General features: G+C 56.9%; 20 protein-coding genes and 2 pseudogenes. 11 read left to right on the top strand and 11 right to left on the bottom strand.

From position 1 onward, the window contains the following. Positions 1-34: 34 nt before the first annotated feature. The 3 genes from rpoZ to RGV59_RS04995 all read right to left on the bottom strand — a co-directional run bounded on the left by rpoZ (position 35) and on the right by RGV59_RS04995 (position 1,960). On the bottom strand, positions 35-298 hold the full coding sequence (gene rpoZ / locus RGV59_RS05005) for a DNA-directed RNA polymerase subunit omega (RefSeq protein ID WP_003176920.1): 264 nt from the start codon (positions 296-298) through the stop codon (positions 35-37). A 167-nt stretch (positions 299-465) separates the two neighbouring features. Beyond that, entirely contained in the window at positions 466-1,086 is a 621-nt protein-coding gene (gene gmk / locus RGV59_RS05000; protein ID WP_017846059.1) for a guanylate kinase, read from the bottom strand. Positions 1,087-1,096: 10 nt separating this feature from the next. Beyond that, positions 1,097-1,960: a YicC/YloC family endoribonuclease gene (locus tag RGV59_RS04995; protein WP_017846058.1), complete on the bottom strand. Its 864-nt coding sequence runs from the start codon at positions 1,958-1,960 to the stop codon at positions 1,097-1,099. Between the two features lie 229 nt (positions 1,961-2,189). On the opposite strand from RGV59_RS04995, the gene rph reads away from it, so the two are divergent. Together rph and RGV59_RS04985 are read left to right on the top strand one after the other, a co-directional pair. Further along, positions 2,190-2,912, top strand: coding sequence for a ribonuclease PH (gene rph, locus RGV59_RS04990; protein WP_003195497.1), 723 nt, complete (start codon positions 2,190-2,192; stop codon positions 2,910-2,912). 22 nt (positions 2,913-2,934) lie between these two features. Next, positions 2,935-3,303, top strand: a complete 369-nt coding sequence (locus RGV59_RS04985) for a DUF4870 domain-containing protein (RefSeq protein ID WP_017846057.1) — start codon at positions 2,935-2,937, stop codon at positions 3,301-3,303. Positions 3,304-3,364: 61 nt separating this feature from the next. Here the strand turns inward: RGV59_RS04985 and RGV59_RS04980 are convergent, their stop codons facing one another. Continuing rightward, positions 3,365-4,144, bottom strand: a complete 780-nt coding sequence (locus RGV59_RS04980) for an exodeoxyribonuclease III (protein ID WP_003195493.1) — start codon at positions 4,142-4,144, stop codon at positions 3,365-3,367. Positions 4,145-4,226: 82 nt separating this feature from the next. Between RGV59_RS04980 and pyrE the strand changes: the two genes are divergently transcribed. Beyond that, positions 4,227-4,874, top strand: a complete 648-nt coding sequence (gene pyrE / locus RGV59_RS04975) for an orotate phosphoribosyltransferase (protein WP_017846056.1) — start codon at positions 4,227-4,229, stop codon at positions 4,872-4,874. Between the two features lie 148 nt (positions 4,875-5,022). Here the strand turns inward: pyrE and argB are convergent, their stop codons facing one another. From argB to coaBC, 4 genes and pseudogenes are all read right to left on the bottom strand, one after another. After that, positions 5,023-5,928, bottom strand: a complete 906-nt coding sequence (gene argB / locus RGV59_RS04970) for an acetylglutamate kinase (protein WP_017846055.1) — start codon at positions 5,926-5,928, stop codon at positions 5,023-5,025. A 22-nt stretch (positions 5,929-5,950) separates the two neighbouring features. Beyond that, positions 5,951-7,375, bottom strand: a pseudogene (locus RGV59_RS04965) (phosphomannomutase/phosphoglucomutase); the annotation flags it as partial. A 242-nt stretch (positions 7,376-7,617) separates the two neighbouring features. Then, positions 7,618-8,073, bottom strand: a complete 456-nt coding sequence (dut, locus tag RGV59_RS04960; RefSeq protein WP_017846053.1) for a dUTP diphosphatase — start codon at positions 8,071-8,073, stop codon at positions 7,618-7,620. 5 nt (positions 8,074-8,078) lie between these two features. Continuing rightward, positions 8,079-9,287 (bottom strand): bifunctional phosphopantothenoylcysteine decarboxylase/phosphopantothenate--cysteine ligase CoaBC, encoded by a 1,209-nt coding sequence (gene coaBC, locus RGV59_RS04955; protein WP_102617852.1) that lies wholly within the window; start codon positions 9,285-9,287, stop codon positions 8,079-8,081. Positions 9,288-9,430: 143 nt separating this feature from the next. Here coaBC and radC point away from each other — a divergent pair. The 4 genes and pseudogenes from radC to RGV59_RS04935 all read left to right on the top strand — a co-directional run. Beyond that, positions 9,431-9,943 (top strand): annotated as a pseudogene (gene radC, locus RGV59_RS04950) (RadC family protein); the annotation flags it as partial. A gap of 498 nt (positions 9,944-10,441) precedes the next feature. Continuing rightward, positions 10,442-11,479 (top strand): hypothetical protein, encoded by a 1,038-nt coding sequence (locus RGV59_RS04945; protein WP_003253411.1) that lies wholly within the window; start codon positions 10,442-10,444, stop codon positions 11,477-11,479. Beyond that, on the top strand, positions 11,445-11,819 hold the full coding sequence (locus RGV59_RS04940; RefSeq protein ID WP_223255136.1) for a hypothetical protein: 375 nt from the start codon (positions 11,445-11,447) through the stop codon (positions 11,817-11,819). Before RGV59_RS04945 ends, RGV59_RS04940 begins: the two co-directional genes overlap by 35 nt. After that, positions 11,816-12,712 (top strand): alpha/beta fold hydrolase, encoded by an 897-nt coding sequence (locus tag RGV59_RS04935; protein WP_014754857.1) that lies wholly within the window; start codon positions 11,816-11,818, stop codon positions 12,710-12,712. Before RGV59_RS04940 ends, RGV59_RS04935 begins: the two co-directional genes overlap by 4 nt. Here RGV59_RS04935 and RGV59_RS04930 read toward each other — a convergent pair. After that, positions 12,705-13,238, bottom strand: coding sequence for a hypothetical protein (locus RGV59_RS04930; protein ID WP_009682000.1), 534 nt, complete (start codon positions 13,236-13,238; stop codon positions 12,705-12,707). The two genes, RGV59_RS04935 and RGV59_RS04930, sit on opposite strands and share 8 nt — an antisense overlap. Positions 13,239-13,332: 94 nt before the next feature. Between RGV59_RS04930 and RGV59_RS04925 the strand changes: the two genes are divergently transcribed. Together RGV59_RS04925 and RGV59_RS04920 are read left to right on the top strand one after the other, a co-directional pair. Continuing rightward, on the top strand, positions 13,333-13,872 hold the full coding sequence (locus RGV59_RS04925) for a hypothetical protein (protein WP_003253418.1): 540 nt from the start codon (positions 13,333-13,335) through the stop codon (positions 13,870-13,872). A gap of 275 nt (positions 13,873-14,147) precedes the next feature. After that, positions 14,148-14,384, top strand: coding sequence for a hypothetical protein (locus RGV59_RS04920; RefSeq protein ID WP_074059229.1), 237 nt, complete (start codon positions 14,148-14,150; stop codon positions 14,382-14,384). Positions 14,385-14,919: 535 nt separating this feature from the next. Here the strand turns inward: RGV59_RS04920 and RGV59_RS04915 are convergent. Beyond that, positions 14,920-15,594, bottom strand: a complete 675-nt coding sequence (locus tag RGV59_RS04915; RefSeq protein ID WP_003253420.1) for a heavy metal response regulator transcription factor — start codon at positions 15,592-15,594, stop codon at positions 14,920-14,922. A 488-nt stretch (positions 15,595-16,082) separates the two neighbouring features. Next, positions 16,083-17,426, bottom strand: a complete 1,344-nt coding sequence (locus RGV59_RS04910; protein ID WP_322246916.1) for an OprD family porin — start codon at positions 17,424-17,426, stop codon at positions 16,083-16,085. A gap of 404 nt (positions 17,427-17,830) precedes the next feature. Between RGV59_RS04910 and RGV59_RS04905 the strand changes: the two genes are divergently transcribed. Together RGV59_RS04905 and RGV59_RS04900 are read left to right on the top strand one after the other, a co-directional pair. Then, positions 17,831-19,102 (top strand): TolC family protein, encoded by a 1,272-nt coding sequence (locus RGV59_RS04905; RefSeq protein ID WP_139047608.1) that lies wholly within the window; start codon positions 17,831-17,833, stop codon positions 19,100-19,102. Positions 19,103-19,170: 68 nt separating this feature from the next. Further along, positions 19,171-20,421, top strand: a complete 1,251-nt coding sequence (locus RGV59_RS04900; protein ID WP_047279635.1) for an efflux RND transporter periplasmic adaptor subunit — start codon at positions 19,171-19,173, stop codon at positions 20,419-20,421. The last annotated feature ends 8 nt before the right edge of the window (positions 20,422-20,429 follow it).

Raw genomic sequence — 20,429 nt, 5'->3', positions numbered from 1 at the left:
ACACCGCGCCGTGCTACGTCGACCAGGCATAGGCTTAGACGGCCTCGTTGGACTCGTCCTCGAACGCTGCAAACAGCGGTTCGTCTTCAACGATCTCGGCGTTGGCGATGAACTCGTAGCTCATCAGGCCTTCAGCGATTTCGCGCAGAGCGACAACGGTAGGCTTGTCGTTTTCCCACTGGACCAGGGGCTCTTTGCCGCCAGTGGCCAGTTGACGGGCACGCTTGGTAGAGAGCATGACCAGCTCAAAGCGGTTATCCACGTGTTCTAGGCAGTCTTCAACGGTTACGCGGGCCATGGTATTCCTCGGAGCGAATGCAAGATGCGCGCTGCCCGGTTGGGCGAGCGGACTAAACAGTTTAAAAAATCACCAGCGTTTAGGGAAGCGCTGATTTTTCCCAGGCTCTCGCAAAACCGCTGCAAGTGCCAATGTAAGGCCCTCGCAGCGGTTTTGGGAAGAGCTGATCAACCGAGCAGTTCGGCCAATAACTTGCCGAAACGCTGTTGTTGGCGTTTTTGCTGGAGCTGATTGGCGCGGAAAATCGCCTTCAAATCGTCCAGGGCGTGGGCAAAATCGTCATTGATGATCAGGTAATCGTAGTCGACGTAGTGGCTCATTTCGCTGACGGCTTCACGCATGCGGCCTTCGATGATCGCGTCGCTGTCCTGGCCGCGGTTGGTCAGGCGCTGGTGCAAGGCTTCCAGGGACGGCGGCAGGATGAAGATCGACCGCGCCTTGGGCATCAGCTGGCGCACTTGCTCGGCGCCCTGCCAGTCGATTTCCAGGATCAGGTCGTGGCCTTCGTCCAGGGTCTGTTGCAGGTGGCTTTGCGAGGTGCCGTAGAGGTTGCCGAACACTTCGGCGCGCTCAAGGAAGGCGCCGTGCTCGATCATCTTGACGAACTCGGTGCGCTCGACGAAGTGATAGTGAACGCCGTTCACCTCGCCCGGGCGCATGGCGCGGGTGGTGTGGGACACCGAGATGCGGATCTGTTCGTCAGCGTCGGTCAGGGCCTTGACCAGGCTGCTCTTGCCCGCGCCCGAGGGGGCGGAAATGATGTAAAGGGTGCCGGTGCTGTGGGTCATGGAAGTTGCCTTACTCAATATTCTGTACTTGTTCGCGCATTTGCTCGATCAACACTTTGAGGTTGACCGCCGCCGTGGTGCTGCGCGGATCGAACGCCTTGGAGCCCAGTGTATTGGCTTCGCGGTTGAGTTCCTGCATCAGGAAATCCAGGCGCCGACCGGCGGCGCCGCCGGACTTGAGCACGCGGCGTACTTCAAGGATGTGGGTGCTCAGGCGATCGAGTTCTTCGGCGACGTCGCTCTTCTGCGCCAACAGGACCATTTCCTGCTCCAGGCGTACCGGATCGAGGTCGGCCTTCATGTCGGCGAAGCGGTCGAGGACCTTCTGGCGCTGGGTCGCGAGCATCTGCGGCACCAGCTCGCGCAAGGTGACCACGTCGGCTTCGATCGCGCTCAGGCGCTCGCTGATCAGGCGGGCCAGCTCGGCGCCTTCGCGCTCGCGGCCGGCCTTGAGTTCCTTCAAACCCTGGGTGAACAAGGCGAGGGCTTCGGCGTTGAGGGCTTGCGGGTCGCTGGCGTCGGCCACCAGCACGCCGGGCCAGGCCAGCACTTCCAGTGGGTTCAGCGCGGCCGGCTGCTTGATCAGTCCGGCGATGGTTTCGGCGGCGGCGACCAGTTGCGCGGCGCGCTCGCGGTCGACCTGCAGCGGTTTGCCGGTGGTTTCCTCGGTAAAGCGCAGGGTGCATTCCAGCTTGCCGCGGGAAATGCCCTGGCGCAGTGCTTCACGTACCGCGCCTTCGAGGTCGCGGAACGATTCCGGCAGGCGCAGGTGCGGCTCCAGGTAGCGGCTGTTGACCGAGCGCAGTTCCCAGCTCAGGGTGCCTTGCGCGCCGGCTTTTTCGACGCGGGCGAAGGCGGTCATGCTGTGCACCATGGAGGTACCTCGCGTTGCAGTCCCGCGATGGCGGGCTGATGGGTAAATTGAAGCCGACAGGCTGCGAAGGCGCAGGAGTGTAGCGCAGTGGGACGATTGGCCCCAAACCCTGGCACTGACAAAGCACCGCCAGTCGACGATTCGTAACCGAATTTTTTAGACGTGCCCCGAATCGGCTCGCGGCTCTATAATGCTCGGCAGTTTTTCGTCCTCCGTACAGGTATCCCCTATGAAACGTCCAAGTGGTCGCGCTGCCGATCAGCTCCGCTCGATCCGCATCACCCGCAACTACACCAAACACGCCGAGGGATCTGTACTGGTCGAGTTTGGCGATACCAAGGTGATCTGCACCGTCAGCGTCGAAAACGGCGTGCCGCGTTTCCTCAAGGGCCAGGGCCAGGGTTGGTTGACCGCCGAATACGGCATGCTGCCGCGCGCCACTGGCGAGCGTAACCAGCGTGAAGCCAGCCGTGGCAAGCAAGGCGGCCGTACCCTGGAAATCCAGCGCCTGATCGGCCGTTCGCTGCGTGCTGCCCTGGACATGTCCAAGCTGGGCGACGTGACCCTGTACGTCGACTGCGACGTGATCCAGGCCGACGGCGGCACGCGCACTGCCTCCATCACCGGTGCCATGGTTGCGCTGGTCGACGCGTTGAAAGTGATCAAGAAGCGTGGCGGCCTGAAAGCCGGCGACCCGCTCAAGCAGATGATCGCCGCTGTGTCGGTGGGTATGTACCAGGGCGAGCCAGTGCTGGACCTGGATTACCTGGAAGACTCGGCCGCCGAGACCGACCTGAACGTGGTGATGACCAGCACCGGTGGTTTCATCGAAGTGCAGGGCACCGCCGAAGGTGCGCCATTCCAGCCGGCTGAGCTGAATGCCATGCTGGCGCTGGCGCAGAAAGGCATGACCGAGATTTTCGAGCTGCAGAACGCCGCGCTGGCCGACTGAACCGGCTTCAAGGAGAAACGCCATGAGTGACAGTCAATTGCCGGTTCCGGCACCGTCCAAGGAAGTCCGCCAATGGGCGATGTTGTGTCACTTCGCGGCGTTTCTGGGCCTGGTGTTCCCTTTCGGCAGCCTGTTGGGGCCGCTGATCCTGTGGCAGATCAAGAAGGACATGGACCCGCTGATCGATGACCAGGGCAAGGAAGCCCTGAATTTCCAGATCACCGTGGCCATTGCCTGGCTGGTCTGCATGGTGCTGGGGTTCGTGGTGATCGGCTTCCTGTTGATGTTGATCCTGGTGGTCGCGGCGCTGGTGCTGACGATCATTGGCGGGATCAAGGCCAACAACGGCACGGCCTACCGCTACCCGTGGACCTGGCGGCTGATCAAGTAACCAGGCGCGCACAAAAAAAACCGACAGCGATGTCGGTTTTTTTTGTGCCTGGGCAAAGACCTCAGATGGTCAGTGTCCAGTCGTAGTCCACGATCAGCGGCGCGTGCTGCGAGAAGCGCGGCTGGCGTGGCAGGCGTGCGCTGCGCACAAAGCGACGCAGGCCCGGGGTCAGCAGCTGGTAGTCGAAACGCCAGCCCAGGTTGAGCATCTCAGCCTGTTCGTTGTCTGGCCACCAGCTGTACTGGTCGCCTTCGCGGCTGACTTCGCGCAGGGCATCGACATAGCCCATGTTGCCGACAATCTCGTCCATCCAGGCCCGTTCCGGCGCCAGGAAACCCGGGGATTGCTGGCTGTCGCGCCAGTTCTTGATATCCAGCTTCTGTTGCGCCACGTACAGCGAGCCACAATAAATGTACTCGCGACGTTTGCGTCGCTGTTTATCCAGATAACGGGCGAAGTCGTCCATTAGCTTGAACTTCTGGTTCAAGTCTTCATCGCCGTTCTGCCCCGAAGGAAGCAGCAAGGTCGCGATGCTGACCTTGTCGAAATCGGCTTGCAGGTAGCGCCCGTAGCGGTCGGCTGTCTCGAAGCCGAGGCCGCTGATGACCGCCTTGGGTTGCAACCGCGAGTACAAAGCCACGCCACCTTGGGTGGGCACTTCGGCATCGCAGGCATAAAGGAAGTAGCCATCCAGTTGGAAGGCTGGATCGTCCAGTTCAAAGGCGGAGGCGCGGGTGTCCTGCAGGCAGATGACGTCGGCATTCTGGGCTTGCAGCCAACTGAGCAAACCACGCTCGACTGCAGCCTGAATACCATTAACGTTCACACTGATGATCCGCATAAATGGCCCCAAAAATCGCGTGCGTGTATGATACACGCCGTCTACCTAATTAGCTAAATCCGTGGTATCTGAGGCTTTTTTCATGCAGGCGTATCAACGCGATTTCATTCGTTTTGCCATCGATCGCGGGGTTTTGCGCTTCGGTGAGTTCACCCTCAAGTCCGGGCGCACCAGCCCGTATTTCTTCAATGCCGGCTTGTTCAACTCGGGTTCGGCCCTGGCTCAGCTGGGGCGTTTCTACGCGGCTGCCATCGTTGAAAGCGGTATTTCCTTCGACGTTCTGTTCGGTCCGGCCTACAAGGGCATCCCCCTGGCCGCCGCGACGGCCGTGGCGTTGGCCGAACACCATGGGCGCGATCTGCCGTGGTGCTTCAACCGCAAGGAAGCCAAGGCCCATGGCGAAGGCGGTAGCCTGGTGGGCGCGCCGCTCACCGGCAACGTGCTGATCATCGACGACGTGATCACCGCTGGCACCGCCATCCGTGAAGTGATGCAGATCATCGCCTCCCAGGAGGGTGCCAAGGCCGCAGGCGTGTTGATCGCCTTGAACCGCCAGGAGCGTGGCAATGGTGAGTTGTCGGCGATCCAGGAAGTGGAGCGCGATTTCGGCATCCCGGTGGTGAGCATCGTGTCGTTGAACCAGGTGTTGCAGTTCCTGGAAGATGATCCGCAGCTCAAGCAACACTTGCCGGCAGTACGGGCGTACCGCGAGCAGTTCGGCGTCCAGTAAACGCCGCACAACAAAAAGCCCCACCCCCTGTAGGAGCGAGCTTGCTCGCGAAGAACGCCAACGATGACGCGTTTATTCTGGATGAACGCGGCGTCTTTACGTTTTTCGCGAGCAAGCTCGCTCCTACAGAGGGTGGGGCTTTTTGTGGTTAAGGACGCTTGCGGTTGCTGATCAGCGTACCCACGCCGGTGTCGGTGAAGATTTCCAGCAGGATCGCATTCGGCACGCGGCCATCAAGGATCAGCGAGCTGCCGACGCCGCCCTGTACCGCTTCCAGCGCACAACGGATCTTCGGCAGCATGCCGCCATAGATGGTGCCGTCGGCGATCAGCTCGTCCACTTGTTGGGTGGTCAGGCCGGTCAGCACCTTGCCTTGCTTGTCCATCAGGCCGGCGATGTTGGTCAGCAGCATCAGCTTTTCAGCCTTCAGCGCTTCGGCCACTTTGCCGGCAACCAGGTCGGCGTTGATGTTGTAGGACTCGCCGTTGGCGCCCACGCCGATCGGCGCGATGACCGGGATGAAATCACCTTTGACCAGCAGGTTCAGCAAGTCGGTGTTGATACCGATCACTTCGCCCACCTGGCCGATGTCGATGATTTCTGGCTGGGTCATTTCCGGCGTCTGACGGGTCACGGTCAGTTTTTTCGCGCGGATCAGCTCCGCGTCCTTGCCGGTCAGGCCAATCGCGCTGCCGCCGTGGCGGTTGATCAGGTTGACGATGTCTTTGTTCACCTGGCCGCCGAGGACCATCTCCACCACGTCCATGGTCTGCGCGTCAGTGACACGCATGCCATCGATGAAGTGGCTTTCGATCGACAGGCGCTTGAGCAGGTCGCCGATCTGCGGGCCGCCGCCGTGGACCACCACCGGGTTGATCCCCACGGCTTTCATCAACACGATATCGCGGGCAAAGCCGGTTTTCAGCTCGTCGCTTTCCATGGCATTGCCGCCGTATTTGATCACCAGCGTCTTGCCGACGTAGCGTCGAATGTAGGGCAACGCTTCGGACAGGACCTTGGCGGTGTTGGCAGCGGCTTCGCGTTCGAGGGTCATTCAGGGCTCCGGTGCAAAAAAATCAGAACGGTAATTGGAGATCGGGGGCAACACGTTTCAACTGGACGTGGAACACGTCCTTGATGCGCTGCAACTCAGCCTCGGTATCCGCCTCGAAACGCAGCACCAGCACCGGTGTGGTGTTGGACGCGCGAACCAGGCCCCAGCCTTTGGCGTAATCGACTCGCACACCATCAATGGAGGTCAGGTTGGCGCCTTCGCCCCATTGCGCATCGTGCAATGCGTCAATGATGCTGAATTTGCTCTCTTCGGTCACATGGATATTGATCTCTGGCGTAGAAATATCATTCGGGAAGGTCTGAAACAGCTCCTGCGCCGTGGATTTTTCCTTGCTGAGGATCTCCAGCAGACGAGCGGCGCTGTAAATGCCGTCGTCAAACCCGAACCAGCGCTCCTTGAAGAACACGTGGCCGCTCATTTCGCCGGCCAGCAGTGCGCCGGTTTCCTTCATTTTCTTTTTGATCAACGAGTGACCGGTCTTCCACATCAGCGGGCGACCGCCATATTCCTTGATCAGCGGCGTCAGGCGACGGGTGCATTTTACGTCGAAGATGATTTCGGCATTCGGGTTGCGCGCCACCACATCACGGGCAAACAGCATCAGCAGGCGGTCGGCGAACACGTTTTCGCCGGTGTTGGTCACCACGCCCACGCGGTCACCGTCGCCGTCAAAGGCCAGGCCGACGTCGGCCCCGGTTTCCTTGACCTTGGCGATCAGGTCCACCAGGTTTTCAGGCTTGCCCGGGTCTGGATGGTGGTTGGGGAAGTTGCCGTCGACGTCGCAGAACAACGGCACCACTTCGCAGTTCAGGGCTTCGAGCAGTTGCGGGGCGATCACGCTGGCCGCGCCGTTGCCGCAGTCCACCACCACTTTCAGGCGGCGCGCGAGTTTGACGTCGCCGGTGATTTCGTCGGAGTAGCGCTGAAGAATGTCGACCTTGGTGATGCTGCCTTTGCCGCTGGTCAGGTCGTTGGTTTTCAGGCGCGTGTGCAGGGCCTGGATCTGTTCGTTGGCCAGGGTGTCGCCGGCGATGACGATCTTGAAGCCGTTGTAGTCCGACGGGTTGTGGCTGCCGGTGAGCATCACCCCGGATTTGCCGGCCAGCACGTTGGCGGCGTAGTACAGCGCCGGGGTCGGCACCAGGCCGACGTCGCTGACATGGCAACCGCTGTCGGCCAGGCCCTGGATCAATTGCTCCACCAGTTCGGGACCGGACAGGCGACCGTCACGGCCGACCGAAACGTTCGGTTCGTCCTGGGCCAGGCTTTGGGCGCCGATGGCGCGGCCAATCCAGTAGGCGGTTTCGGCAGTCAGGGTCTTGGGCACCACGCCACGGATGTCATAGGCGCGGAAGATGCTGTCGGGGAAGGTCGGGGCTACTCGGGCGGCGGTACTCATCGCGGGGGGAAACTCCATCTGAAAGAGACAAGGCTGGCCTTAATGTGGCTGACCGGCAGGCTTAAACTGAAGGGTATGACGGCGTTTTCGGTGCAGAGTTCGTGGTGCAAAAAGGCCATCGGAGCATCCGCTCCGCGCTTATGTTTACGTAATGCATTGATTTTACTGATGAAATGTCGATCGTCAGGTCCGCGCATTCTTCATCCTGAAAGGTCATGCGGTGGCATCTAACCGGGCCGGACGGTAGCGTCCGCCCCGGTTTGGTGTGGTCAGTGACTGCCGGAATGCCCAAAACCGCCTGCGCCGCGTTGGGTTGCGTCGAATTCCTGTACCAGTTCGAAGTGCGCCTGCACCACCGGCACCAGCACCAGCTGCGCGATGCGCTCGCCGACGACGATGTTGAAGGCGGTCTGGCCGCGGTTCCAGCATGACACCATCAGCTCGCCCTGGTAGTCCGAGTCGATCAGGCCGACCAGGTTGCCCAGCACGATGCCGTGCTTATGGCCGAGGCCCGAGCGCGGCAGAATCAGCGCCGCCAGGCCCGGGTCGCCGACGTAGATCGACAGGCCGGTCGGAATCAGCAGGGTCTGGCCCGGCTCGAGGACGGTGTCTTCCTTGAGCATGGCGCGCAGGTCCAGGCCGGCGGAGCCCGGTGTGGCATAGGCCGGCAGGGGGAAGTCGGTGCCGATGCGGGGGTCGAGGATCTTGGCTTGCAAAGCGTGCATGTAAATTAAACCTGGTTCAGCCGTTGGGCGATAAAAGAGATCAGTTGGCGGGCAATCTTGCCCTTGCTGGTCTGGGCGAAAAGGGTGGCGTGCAGGTCGCGGTCGATCACGCTGCAGGCGTTTTCCTCACTGTTGAAGCCGATGCTTGGGTTGGCGACATCATTGGCAACGATCAGGTCGAGGTTTTTGTCTTTCAATTTGCGTGCGGCGTAGTCCAGCAGGTGCTCGGTCTCGGCGGCGAAACCGACGCTGAACGGACGGTCCGGGCGGCTGGCGATGGTGGCCAGGATGTCCGGGTTACGCACCATTTGCAGGAGCAGGCCGTCGCCGCTGGTAGGGTCTTTCTTGAGCTTTTGCGGGGCGACGACTTCCGGGCGGTAATCCGCAACCGCTGCCGAGGCGATAAACAGGTCGCAGGGAATGGCCGCCTCACAGGCCGCCAACATGTCCCGGGCGCTGACCACGTCGATCCGGGTGACACGATCGGGCGTCGGCAAATGCACCGGGCCGGTGATGAGGGTCACGCGCGCGCCTGCCTCGACCGCCGCTTCAGCCAGGGCAAAGCCCATTTTTCCTGAGCTATGGTTGGTGATGTAGCGCACCGGGTCGATGTTTTCCTGGGTCGGGCCGGCGGTGATCAACACGTGCTTGCCAGTCAGGGCCAGGTGCTGGAAGCACTCCGCGGCGCACAGTGCCAGGTCGGTGGCTTCGAGCATGCGGCCCATGCCGACGTCGCCGCAGGCCTGGCTGCCGGAGGCCGGGCCGAACACCTTGAGGCCACGGCTTTGCAGGAGCTGCATATTGGCTTGGGTGGCCGGGTCGCGCCACATGGCCTGGTTCATGGCCGGGGCGATGGCGACAGTGGCGTCGGTGGCCAGGACCAGCGTGGTCAGCAAGTCATCGGCGATGCCTTGCGCCAGGCGGGCGATCAGGTCGGCGGTGGCCGGGGCGATCAGCACCAGGTCGGCCCATTTGGCCAGTTCGATATGGCCCATGGCGGCTTCGGCGGCCGGGTCCAGCAGGTCCAGGTGAACCGGGTGGCCGGACAAGGCCTGCATGGTCAGCGGGGTGATGAACTCACTGCCGCCGCGGGTCATGACCACGCGCACTTCGGCGCCCTGGTCGAGAAGCCTGCGAACCAGCTCTGCGCTCTTGTAGGCGGCAATGCCGCCGCCGACGCCGAGAACGATGCGTTTCCGATACAGACGCTGCATTGGTTTGCCTTTCCAGTTCAGTGAAGCCAGTTCAGTGACGCCTGCGATGCCCCCTCCCCAGGTGAAATCGCATGCAAAAAAGAGGGCCTACGATAACACAGCGTCCGCCAGGCAACAGCGGCGCACATGCACAGGGAGGCGGGATGAGTATTCGTGATTGGCCGGTGGCCGAGCGGCCGCGGGAGAAGCTTTTGGAATGGGGGGCCGCAACGCTGTCCGACGCCGAACTGTTGGCTATCTTCCTGCGCACTGGCGTGGCCGGGCGGAGTGCGGTGGACCTGGCGCGGCATCTGTTGGCGCAGTTCGGTGGCTTGCGCCCGCTGCTGGAGGCCAGCCAGGTGCTGTTCAGCCAGCAGTTGGGGCTGGGGCCGGCGAAGTTTGCCCAGCTGCAGGCGGTACTGGAAATGTCCCGGCGCCACTTGGCCGAACAGCTGCGCAGTGACTCGGTGCTGGAAAGCCCGGTCGCTGTGCGGGACTACCTCAAGGCGCTGTTGCGCCATGAGCCTCACGAGATTTTCGGCTGCCTGTTTCTCGATTCAAAGCATCGGGTGCTGGGGTTCGAGGCGTTGTTCCAGGGCACCATCGACGCCACCGTGGTTTACCCGCGGCAAGTGGTCAAGCGCGCCCTGGCGTATAACGCGGCGGCGTTGATCCTTCGCGGTTATGGTGTCAACTCTAGTGTTTCACTCGGCTGAAGTGCCCGAGATAGAAGCATTCCTTGATGCTTATTCAGATTTTGATGTTCCATATTCAGTGTTGCAGAGCAAATTTGATTTTAGGCCCAGGCGGGCCACCACAGCAGTCAGCTTCACCAACAATTGTGATGCTAGGTCCCGGATGACTGGGGCTCAGGCTGTTGCTTGCGGTTCACAGAAAAGCTGGGAATTCCTACCCATCTTCCCGAAAAAGCTGAACATTACGGCAAAATCTGATGGAACCTACTCCACGTGGCCAAGGGATCCTACATCGCTGATGGCATTTTGACCTTCTCCACTCATTGTGTACCGCTGGATAAAAAGGCGAGAATGCGCGCGCAATGGAAGGCATGATGCGCGCAGGTCGGCGCTCTCGTGGCAGGATGTCACCGGCTTCATGCCTCCACAGCCAAGGCTCGCACGAGCCTTTAAGCTTAATGCCAATTTGTGGAGAGTGATGTGCTGAGTGACGACGACCAAAAGCTAGCCAAGATCCTTTTTGGCCTTCTGAAAAATGCGACTAGCCAAGCCGTCGTCAAGGAATTCCTCCGGACGAAGGGCATCCCCGTTTCTGCGCAAAACTGGGACGATCTCTATGAGAAGCGGATCGAGCCTGCCCTCAAGGATAAAAAACTTGCCCTGAAAGACCTCCGTGATCTACTGCAGCAGGTGGAGGAGTTTGGCAAGCAGCACTCGTTCCTTTTCCAGTGCACTGAAGAGCGGGCAATCGGCCTGCTGTCTCCTACGCGCATCGCTTCAATCGCAGCAGCTGAGGGCCTTTCGGGGCTGTTTACTCACCCGCTGGATCTTGAGATGCCCGACGAGGCCACAATCGTCGACATCCGCCTGTACCGTCCGGACCCGCAGAAGACACCGGTTTCGCTTACGATCAAAGTCGTCGAAAGCCGTGACATCAATCGTCTCAGCGCTGTGGAGACGGATCCAGCAACTGGCGAACTGATTCGACGCTATGCGACCACAAAAAAACGTGCGGTGAATATTGTTCACCTGGACCACACTGGTTTATTGGAGTTTCGTATTGCCTCTCAAGATAATCAGGCAAAGAAATATTCCGAGCTCTTGTGGGTGTTGAAAAACAAAGTAAGGAAATTTCTACCGGACGATGGGTTCGCTGAAGTTTCGCTTAGCCCCGCTAAGAATAAGATTCTGCGCGAGCGCGATAACCTCTCCCAAGAAATCAGATATAGCAATTCAACGGCTCGAAATGAATTCGGGGCCCAAATGCAGATTACCTCCGCATCGGTTGATGAAAACCTTTCATCGGATGAGGGTTCGATGTCTGCGTTGGATCGCTTCTTGGAGCGTGATGGCGAAGTGACGGGAGCCAATATTTACGTTAAACTACCAGACAGTGATCCTCCCCGTGAACTGAGGCTTTTGATTTCGGGTGAGAGAAACGAGTTTGCGGTGACCGTAGCGTGCTCCGCCGGAGAATACGAATATGTTCGCGGAAAAGTTATCGCCTTTAATACTTAACCATCCAGACGAGGCTGAAGGCCTCCGAAGATTGGCTAGTTTTATCCAGGGCTATGAATCCCAGGGTGGCGAAGCTTTGCCTAGAATTCGGCTAAACCCGAATCGCATGTTCGATATTATGCAAGCCGGTACTTCCGCGCACCTTGCAATCTTGATTAATATCTTGGTAACGGGCCGGATTATCAAGAGATTCCTTATTGTTAGGTGCCCCAGCGGCGAAGGTCTCTCATTCCAATCTTACGGCGATATCCCAGAGATTGTTCGTGATCCTGGGATGGATACCGAATTTGAAGTACTTGCCGCCAACGTGGAACCAACCTATAGATTGGTGCTCGATTGAAGCCTGTTGATATTGTTACCCTTGTTCGATCGACTTGGGAAAATACGATTGAGACCAAACGACTGGCCCAGCTGCAGGCAATTAGGGCAACTCTGGATGCCGAGCATCTGGAGCTGTTTGACTCGTTAGTCGATATGCAGATTTCTAATGTCAAAGATGATGCTCAGGCCATCACGCTCATGCTTGTCCATGGTATTCAAACTGATGGTTCCTGGCACGAGCTGGTAAAAGCAGCCTTCCGAGATGTTGCTCATGTCAGAGTCAAAGGTCTTGGCTACCATTGTGTGACCGCGCTGCAGCTTGCGTGTCCGTTTCGATCTACGCCAATCAATAAGATCGCAAATGACTTCCGAGACGCACGGCTTATGGAACCGACTGCTCGCATTATGGTCATTGCCCACAGCTTCGGCACCTATATCATTAGTCGGATCCTCGCCAAATACACTGACATCAACATTGAGAGAATTGTTCTCTGCGGCTCCATAATAAAAGGCAATTATGCCTGGGAGAAGCATGCTCGGCACATGGCTGCAGGCAACATCGTCAACGATGTCGGGACGCGAGATTTTTACCCCGTCCTAGCTACCTTTTCGACTATAGGCTACGGCGGGACTGGTCGAAACGGATTTAAAAATACACGTGTAGCTGACCGTTACTTTGATTACGGCCATAGCGATTTTTTTGAGCCCGACAAGGACCATATCGTCAAATATTGGAAGCCTTATATTCTAGATGGGACCATCGTCGAGTCTGAGTGGGATAGCATAAAGCCGAAGACCCATCTGGGAATCATGCTGGCTTGTCACCCTTGGATCGGCAGACCTGCCTTCTATGCAACCGTTGGGTTAATTACAGCTGCCGTAGCGGGTTTGGCTTGGTGGCTACTCACCTGATCTTCCACTGCTCTGTTTCAGGGTCCCTTACCAAATGCTGCTCTGAGACGACATCCAAGCCTACGGACCTAAAAATACTGAGCATTAGCGTCATAGAATAGTAATAGAGTCGCTGGTGTCGTCCCTTGTCTGAGGCCACAAACACCCCGTCAATCCGTCCATCCTCACTAGTCGCGAATTCGAATACGTACGAGTGGATTACCTGGTTCGCGACAAAAGTCATATCCCGCAGTTCTTTGTAAACTTTAGTAGTTTCGTAGTTTTCCATTATGTTGTGCCGATTGAAGTAGTCTACTGTCTTGCCACTGGTGATCGGGTAGTACGGTAGATGGAGCTTAATTTTCTTCGTTGATTCAGAGATTTTGTAGGTCTCGATTAGCTTGCGTACCGTATAAAAACTGACAAAAATTTCACGTTCTGCTTTCGCATAAATGCGCCCTTCAGAACACTCTTTTACACGAGCCTTCTCAAGCCAACGAGCTGAACGAAGAAGTGACTTCCTCCAATCATCAGACTCGTAAATCATCAGGATTCTCCTTGACTGAGAAATAAATAAAGCGTCAGTCTATTACTGCTGCATCAATATTATCACCTCGGCTAGCATAGGACGCAATAGGTCAATGACCCAGGCTCTAAAGCAATATATCGCGAAAAGCATTAACTCAGTTATAATGATGGCCCCGCTTAAACGGGAGGTGATACGCCTCATCATATGCTGCTCTATAGCAATTATCCTGAATGCCATCCTATTCTTTGGTGTAGAAAACGACGGTACCATCAAGCCATGGGCAGAGATACCACTGAAACTGTTCGCCTCAACAACTTTATTTGCCTTTATGGTGAAGATTTTCCTTCCGCTTTTCGGTTGGACCATATTGAAGGCAGTGTTATTGAGCGCCAATAATGCCTTTAGTGGGGTGCTAAGCTTTCTAGGGAATCAATTTACAGGTGCTTTGTATTGTTCGGCCTTTATCCTGGCTTCTCTTACACTTAAGCAGTATGTAATTTCAGGGTTTATGGATCCTCAATTGGCTCTGATGGCGCCTACTGTTCTCTTTGCGGGCTTCTTGTACTTCTATATTTTTCAGTGCGCTATTCAAAAAACAATGACGCCTGCTCTGTGTGCTCCGCCTCTCCCGCGCTCTAGCAGGGTGCCGTGACTACCTGTTCTTGTAGGGGCAGGTTCGAATAGCAAGAGTCACTTGATGGCGTGATTTGATCTCTATCCTGGTGCCATAGCATGGCGCCAAAATTCCGCCGGCATAAAAATCTCCTGCCTGACACAATCAGAATAATAAATGCTACGAAAGTAGGCTGCGTACTGAGCGATTATGGAAAACTTCGCTGGAATCTATTCGTCATTACGTGATAAAAATTATTCTGTGCCCCGGTAAAGTGGCACAAAAATATAGAGCAACAGTTCAAGGGAATAGATATGGCTCAGTATAAGCACGGCAATTTTCTGCACAAAAGTGATCATTCGGAGTACGATAAAAAGTATTCGCCTGGTACCGAAGCGCCAAATCCAGGCATTTACCGATGCGTCTCCTGCGGGGATGAGATCGGTATTGCCAAAGGGCATGTTCTTCCTCCACAGAACCATCACCAGCATGCACCTGGCGCGGGCAAGATTGAGTGGCAGTTAGTGGTTTTTGCACAGCAGCGGAAATAAGGTTTTTGGGCTCAGTAGAGCTCTGCAACGTGGGTTCTACTGAGCACTCAATAAAAGGACGGAATCCGTATTGACTATTCAAACCACTATGAGGAGGGTGATCGTGAGCGTGCCTGGTTACGCATATATTCGGATATTAGATTGCCGAAATTGATGTCGGCCTCTTCAACAAAAATATTGACGTGGCAGTAAAACTCTTCAGGACCCCTGAGATAATTGAAAATTCTTGATCTGACGACGCCACAAACCCCCGCTTTGACGGCCGTAGAGGGTAGGTTGACTACATCGCCAACACATGGGATAAGAGCTAAGCCATGCTCACTGTTAAAGACAATATCAGCTGAGCGGTCATCAGGCCTGACAAACTCTTGATCCTCCGAGACCTGCTGATAATCAATGCTATACCTCATGCACAGCCTACCTCATTTGCGGGGTAAGGAATCAGCGCCGCGGGTCGTAAATAGTAAAATCCAGTTCAGTAGGCACGTTTGCGACGGAATTAGTTAGCCGATCTCGATACTATATAGTTTGGCAATTAACGCTTTTCAAGTACATACCCTACGCCTCTAAGTGTGTGTATCAGCTTGGTTTCGAAGGGGTCATCTATCTTGGCTCTGAGTCTTCGAATCGACACCTCTACAACGTTCGTGTCGCAATCAAAATTCATATCCCAAACCTGAGAGATAATCTGCGTACGGCTCAGTACCACCCCGGTGTTACGCATCAAGTAGTGCAGCAACGCGAATTCTTTGGTGGTCAAATCAATACGCTGACCGTCCCTGAATGCCCTGTGCCGGCTTTGATCAAGTTCCAGATCGGCCACGCGAATGACCTCCACAGATGCGGGGTGATCTGACCTGCGCATCAAGGCGCGAACCCGGGCTAGCAGCTCTGGGAACTCAAATGGTTTGATCAGATAGTCATCTGCGCCGTTCTCCAGCCCCCGGACCTTATCCGCCAATCGGCTTCTCGCCGTCAGCATCATGATGCGGGACGGGCAGTTTTTACGGCGCAACAACTCAAGGACCTGCCAACCGTCCATCTCTGGTAGGTTTATATCGAGGATAATCAGCTCGTACTCATGCTGCTTGGCCAAGAATAATCCATCTGATCCGGTGTGGACGCAATCTACGACATAGCCACACTCCGTCAGACCTTGACGCACATACTCCGCAGTTTTTACTTCATCCTCAATTACCAGAATTCGCATGGGATTTTGTCTCGATATCACTGAGCAATTAACCGCGCACGCGCGCCGGCATTATTGAAAGGGATGGTAAATCAAAATGAGCGTGCCGGGGCTCAAATGACGGATTTGTAATTTCTAGGTAATACAGTTGATAGTCTGGCGGTATATCTTGTCGCGGTTTGGGTTTGACAGTTGCGGACCCTCTCTCCAGCAGGTGACTTGACCTTATGAAGTATTGGGTTATTTTCTTCTTTGTACTGGCTTCGTTCCGCTCAGATGACGGCGAGGTTGCTCACATCGAGGAGACTGGTCATTGGTGTAGCCATGAACTTCACCGGCATGCGATGCGTACAATCGAACGCTTACTTGAATTTTAGGCAAAAAAAAGGCGCCCAAAGGGCGCCAAATATCCACCTTTTACCAAAGGAGCACTTAAGCCACTCAAGGTGAATTCGTAATGCTCGTTTTACTAACAGGATCAGCTAATGAATAACTGGTCCGTTAGCGAATTAAAGAATCGAAAGCGGGTACTCGATGATTACACGAGTTTCATCCAAATCCGATTCGAAAGCAGTGGCACGCGTGGTTGCCTGGCGCAACCGGAAGGACAGATCTTTTGCCGGGCCGGTTTGGACAACGTATTTGACTTCGACGTCACGCTCCCAGCGCTTCTGATTGTCGAGCGGGTTGCCGTTGTCGTCAGTGCGCATGTAGAACTGGTTAGCATTCGAGTAATCCGCGCCCGAGCCTCTGGCGTAGCGGGTCATGAACGTCAGGCCTGGAATGCCGTAGCTGGTGAAGTTCAGGTCGTAGCGCAGCATCCATGAACGCTCTTTCGGCGAGTTGAAGTCGCTGTATTGGATGGAGTTGTCGACGAAGATCGAGTCCGACTGACGCAGGTAGTCGAAGTCGTCGTCGCCGTTGTTGCGCTGATGCGAGAGGGCCAGGGTGTGAGCACCGTAACGTACGCCGACCTTGGCACTCCAGATGTTGTTGTCAAATTCGCCCAGGCGTCGCTTACCTTCATCCACGGCTTTGTAGTAATTGAAGCCGCCGATCAGCGCCAGATCGTCGTTCAAGGGGTAGGCGAAGCTGGTACCGGCGTAGTACTGGTTCCAGACGTCTTTCAACTGGCTTGCATAGGCACTCACGGTCCAGTTGTCGTTGATCGAGTAATCACCGCCACCGTAGCCGATCCATGGCGAGTTGACTGGGCCGCCGTAGAAGGTCACGAAGTTGTCGTTAAGGTTGCTAGAGACCGGTTGGCTCATCGCATGCAGACGACCACCCTGCAGGGTGAGGCCTTGGATGCTGGTGTTCTCAACGGTCACGCCGCGAAAGCTTTCCGGCAACAGTCGCGAGTCACCCGATGCAACGACCGGGGTCGATGGGAAGACATCACCCACTTTCACGATGGTATCGAACAAGCGAACTTTGGCTGCGCCGCCGACCTTGGTGTATTCGTCGCGAGCTTCGCCCTTGTTATCAACAGGCAGCACGTCGAAGGAGCTACGGCCGCCGTTGCGCCCATCACCGGTGTCGAGCTTAAGGCCGATCATGGCGAAGGCATCAACGCCAAAGCCCACTGTACCCTGGGTAAACCCAGAGTTGAATTTGCTGATGATTGCGTGCGCCCAGGCTTCGGAGTAGCCATTGGTATTGCCTTTGCCACTGTTGTAAGTAGGGGCAGTGCTGTCGCGGTTATCACGATTGAAATAGAAGTTACGGTTCAGCACTGTAAGGCTGCTGCCTTCAATGAAGCCCTCTGACTTGTCTTCAGCTTGTGCCGAAATAGCATAGCTTCCAGACAGCGCAGAAACTGCCGCCAAATACAGTGGTACTTTGATTTTCATCCGATGCTCCTTTGATTCACGGCAGTTTTTATTATGTTTACCTGCGCGGGTGTCGTTAATTGTTCTGACCCGGCGGCGCGCCTAGCGTAGCGCGAGCTCATATTTGCAGGCCGAAGATAACGGGAGGGTGATAGGAAAATTACAATTTCGTCATCTGCCCGTTATTTGGCGCCTTCGCACCGCGTGGTTGCCATCTCCGTTGCTTGTAACGAAATCATAGAGCCGGGTTGGGAATCGCAGTATTTACGGGCATTACAGGGATTTATTACGAAATTGTAATTTTCCAGCCACCCCTCTGATAGCTACCGCTCATTAGAGTGCCATCACCTAATCAAGTGGGGCTTGGCAGCTGTTTCGGCGTTCTCGCCAAGCTTTATCGAAGTTTGTGCACGAGGACCATCAAAGTGCCCCGGTATAACCGCAATGTCTTATCCAAGACCTCCGTCTCGCCCTGGAAGATCGCTGCACTCTGTGCAGTCATCTCTGGATTGATGGCACCTGCAGCCCTTGCCCAAAGCATCAGCTTGCCCCAGGCGCTTTCGACGGCCATGGATGCCAACCCTGATCTAGCTGCAGCCAGGCAAGAGATTGGGATCGCTGACGGCGCTCGCAAGCAGGCCGGACTTATCCCCAACCCCACAATCTCGTACGACGTGGAAGACACCCGTCGTAACACCAGCCAGACAACTGTTTCGCTCAGCCAAACCCTTGAGCTGGGCGGTAAGCGGGGGGCTCGGGTTGACGTCGCCACATTCGGGCAGACCGCCGCACAGCTGGAGTTAGACCGTCGCGTGAACGGACTGCGTGCAGACGTCGTGCAAGCCTTCTACGCCGCGTTGCGGGCCCAGACAGGCCTTGATCTGGCCAAGCAATCTCTCGAACTGACTGAGCGCGGTCTCCGCATCGTCGATGGCCGTGTTCGCGCAGGTAAATCGTCCCCAGTAGAGGCCACCCGCGCCCAGGTGCAACTGGCCGAAGCCAAGCTTCAAGTTCGACGTGCCGAAACGGAAAAGGCGACCGCTTACCAGCAGCTCGCGCAAATTACCGGGAGCTCAGTCACGGTATTTGATCAACTCGAATCGCCAACCCTCTCCCCGGGGCTGCCACCGCAGACTGAAGAGCTGCTGGCAAAGCTCGATCAGACCGCAGAAATGCGCCAGGCCGTGGTGCAGATCGACAAGAGCGATGCCTCGCTCGGTTCAGAGAAAGCTCAGCGTATCCCGAATCTTACTGTCAGCGTAGGCAGCCAGTACGACCGCTCTGTGCGCGAGCGGGTCAACACTGTGGGCCTGTCTATGCCTCTGCCGCTGTTCGATCGTAACCAAGGCAACATTCTTTCCGCTTCTCGACGTGCCGATCAGGCCCGAGACCAGCGCAATGCTGTGGAGCTGCGCCTGCGCACCGAAACCCAAACCGCGTTGAACCAGTGGTCCACCGCAATGCAGGAGGTCGAGTCCTACGACAAGACCATTCTGCCGTCAGCCCAACAAGCCGTAGAGACCGCAACCCGCGGCTTCGAGATGGGCAAATTCGGCTTCATCGAAGTGCTGGATGCCCAGCGCACCTTGATCGTCGCTCGTGGCCAATACCTCGAATCGTTGGCAGCGGCGACCAATGCGCGTGCGCAGGTGGAAAGGGTTTATGGCGAAGTCGGCTCAACTGCCGGCGCTCGCTGAGCGGGCCAAACATTTTCTTCGGCACCCAGCCTTGAACAAGCCGGTGCCTACGATCAGCAGGAGTAGCAATGGATAACAAACGCAAGATCGCCCTCGCGGTAGCCGCTGTGGCAGCCCTCGGATTTGGCAGCCTTGCCTGGAACAATAGTTCCGGACAGCAGGCCGCCAGTACCGCCGAACATGGCGCTAACGATGGCCATGGCGACGAAAAGAAAGCCTCATCTGCCGCCCAAGAGGAAGGTGATGAGGGCCATGGCGAAGAAGGCCACAGCGAAGAGGGCGGTGAAGAAGAGGGCAAACTGACGCTCAGCGATGAACAGATCAAGGCAGCCGGCGTTGCCCTGGAAGCTGCAGCGCCGCGTGACTTGGGTACAGTCGTGAGCTTCCCGGGCGAAATTCGCTTCGATGAAGACCGTACTGCCCACGTGGTTCCTCGTGTTCCTGGCGTTGTTGAAGCTGTCCAGGCCGACCTGGGTGAGACGGTCAAAAAGGGTCAGGTCCTCGCTGTAATCGCCAGCCAGCAGATCTCTGACCTGCGCAGCGAACAACAGGCCGCACAGCGTCGCGTCGAACTGGCGCGTGTGACCTTCCAGCGTGAGAAAGAGCTGTGGCAGGACAAAATCTCTGCAGAGCAAGACTACCTCCAAGCACGCCAAGCGTTGCAAGAAGCGGAGATCTCCTTGGCCAACGCCAAGCAGAAGGTCGGCGCTATCGGTGCCTCGGTTAACTCCGTTGGCGGTAATCGATACGAGCTTCGAGCTCCCTTCGACGCCGTGGTAGTGGAGAAACATCTGACCGTTGGCGAAGTCGTAAGCGAGGCGACCAACGCCTTCATCCTTTCCGACCTGAACCAGGTTTGGGCAACCTTCGCCGTCCCGCCTACAGATCTGGGCAAGGTCACGACTGGTCGTGCGGTGAAAGTCTCTTCGCCTGACATGAACGTCGAGGTCGAAGGGAAGGTGGGTTATGTCGGCAGCCTGCTGGGCGAGCAAAACCGTGCAGCTACTGTCCGCGTCACCTTGACCAACCCCAACGGCGCCTGGCGTCCAGGCCTGTTCGTGAACATTGCGGTCACTTCCCAGACCGATCGAGTTGCCGTAGCGGTCCCCGAGCACGCAGTGCAGACCGTTGAAGACAAACCTTCGGTATTCGTACGCACCCCAGATGGCTTTGACACCCGCCCGGTAAAACTGGGTCGCCGCGACAGTGGGTACGTGGAAATCATCGACGGTATTGAAGCCGGCGCCCAGGTAGCAACCAGTGGCAGCTTCACACTCAAGTCCGAGCTCGGCAAAGCTTCTGCCGAACACGGTCACTGATGCGAACT

It is taken from the genome of Pseudomonas sp. FG1, assembly GCF_034313875.1.
In the GTDB taxonomy this organism is placed as follows: domain Bacteria; phylum Pseudomonadota; class Gammaproteobacteria; order Pseudomonadales; family Pseudomonadaceae; genus Aquipseudomonas; species Aquipseudomonas veronii.
Note: the sequence above shows the minus strand (reverse complement) of the source record. Positions and strands in the feature narration are given on the sequence as shown.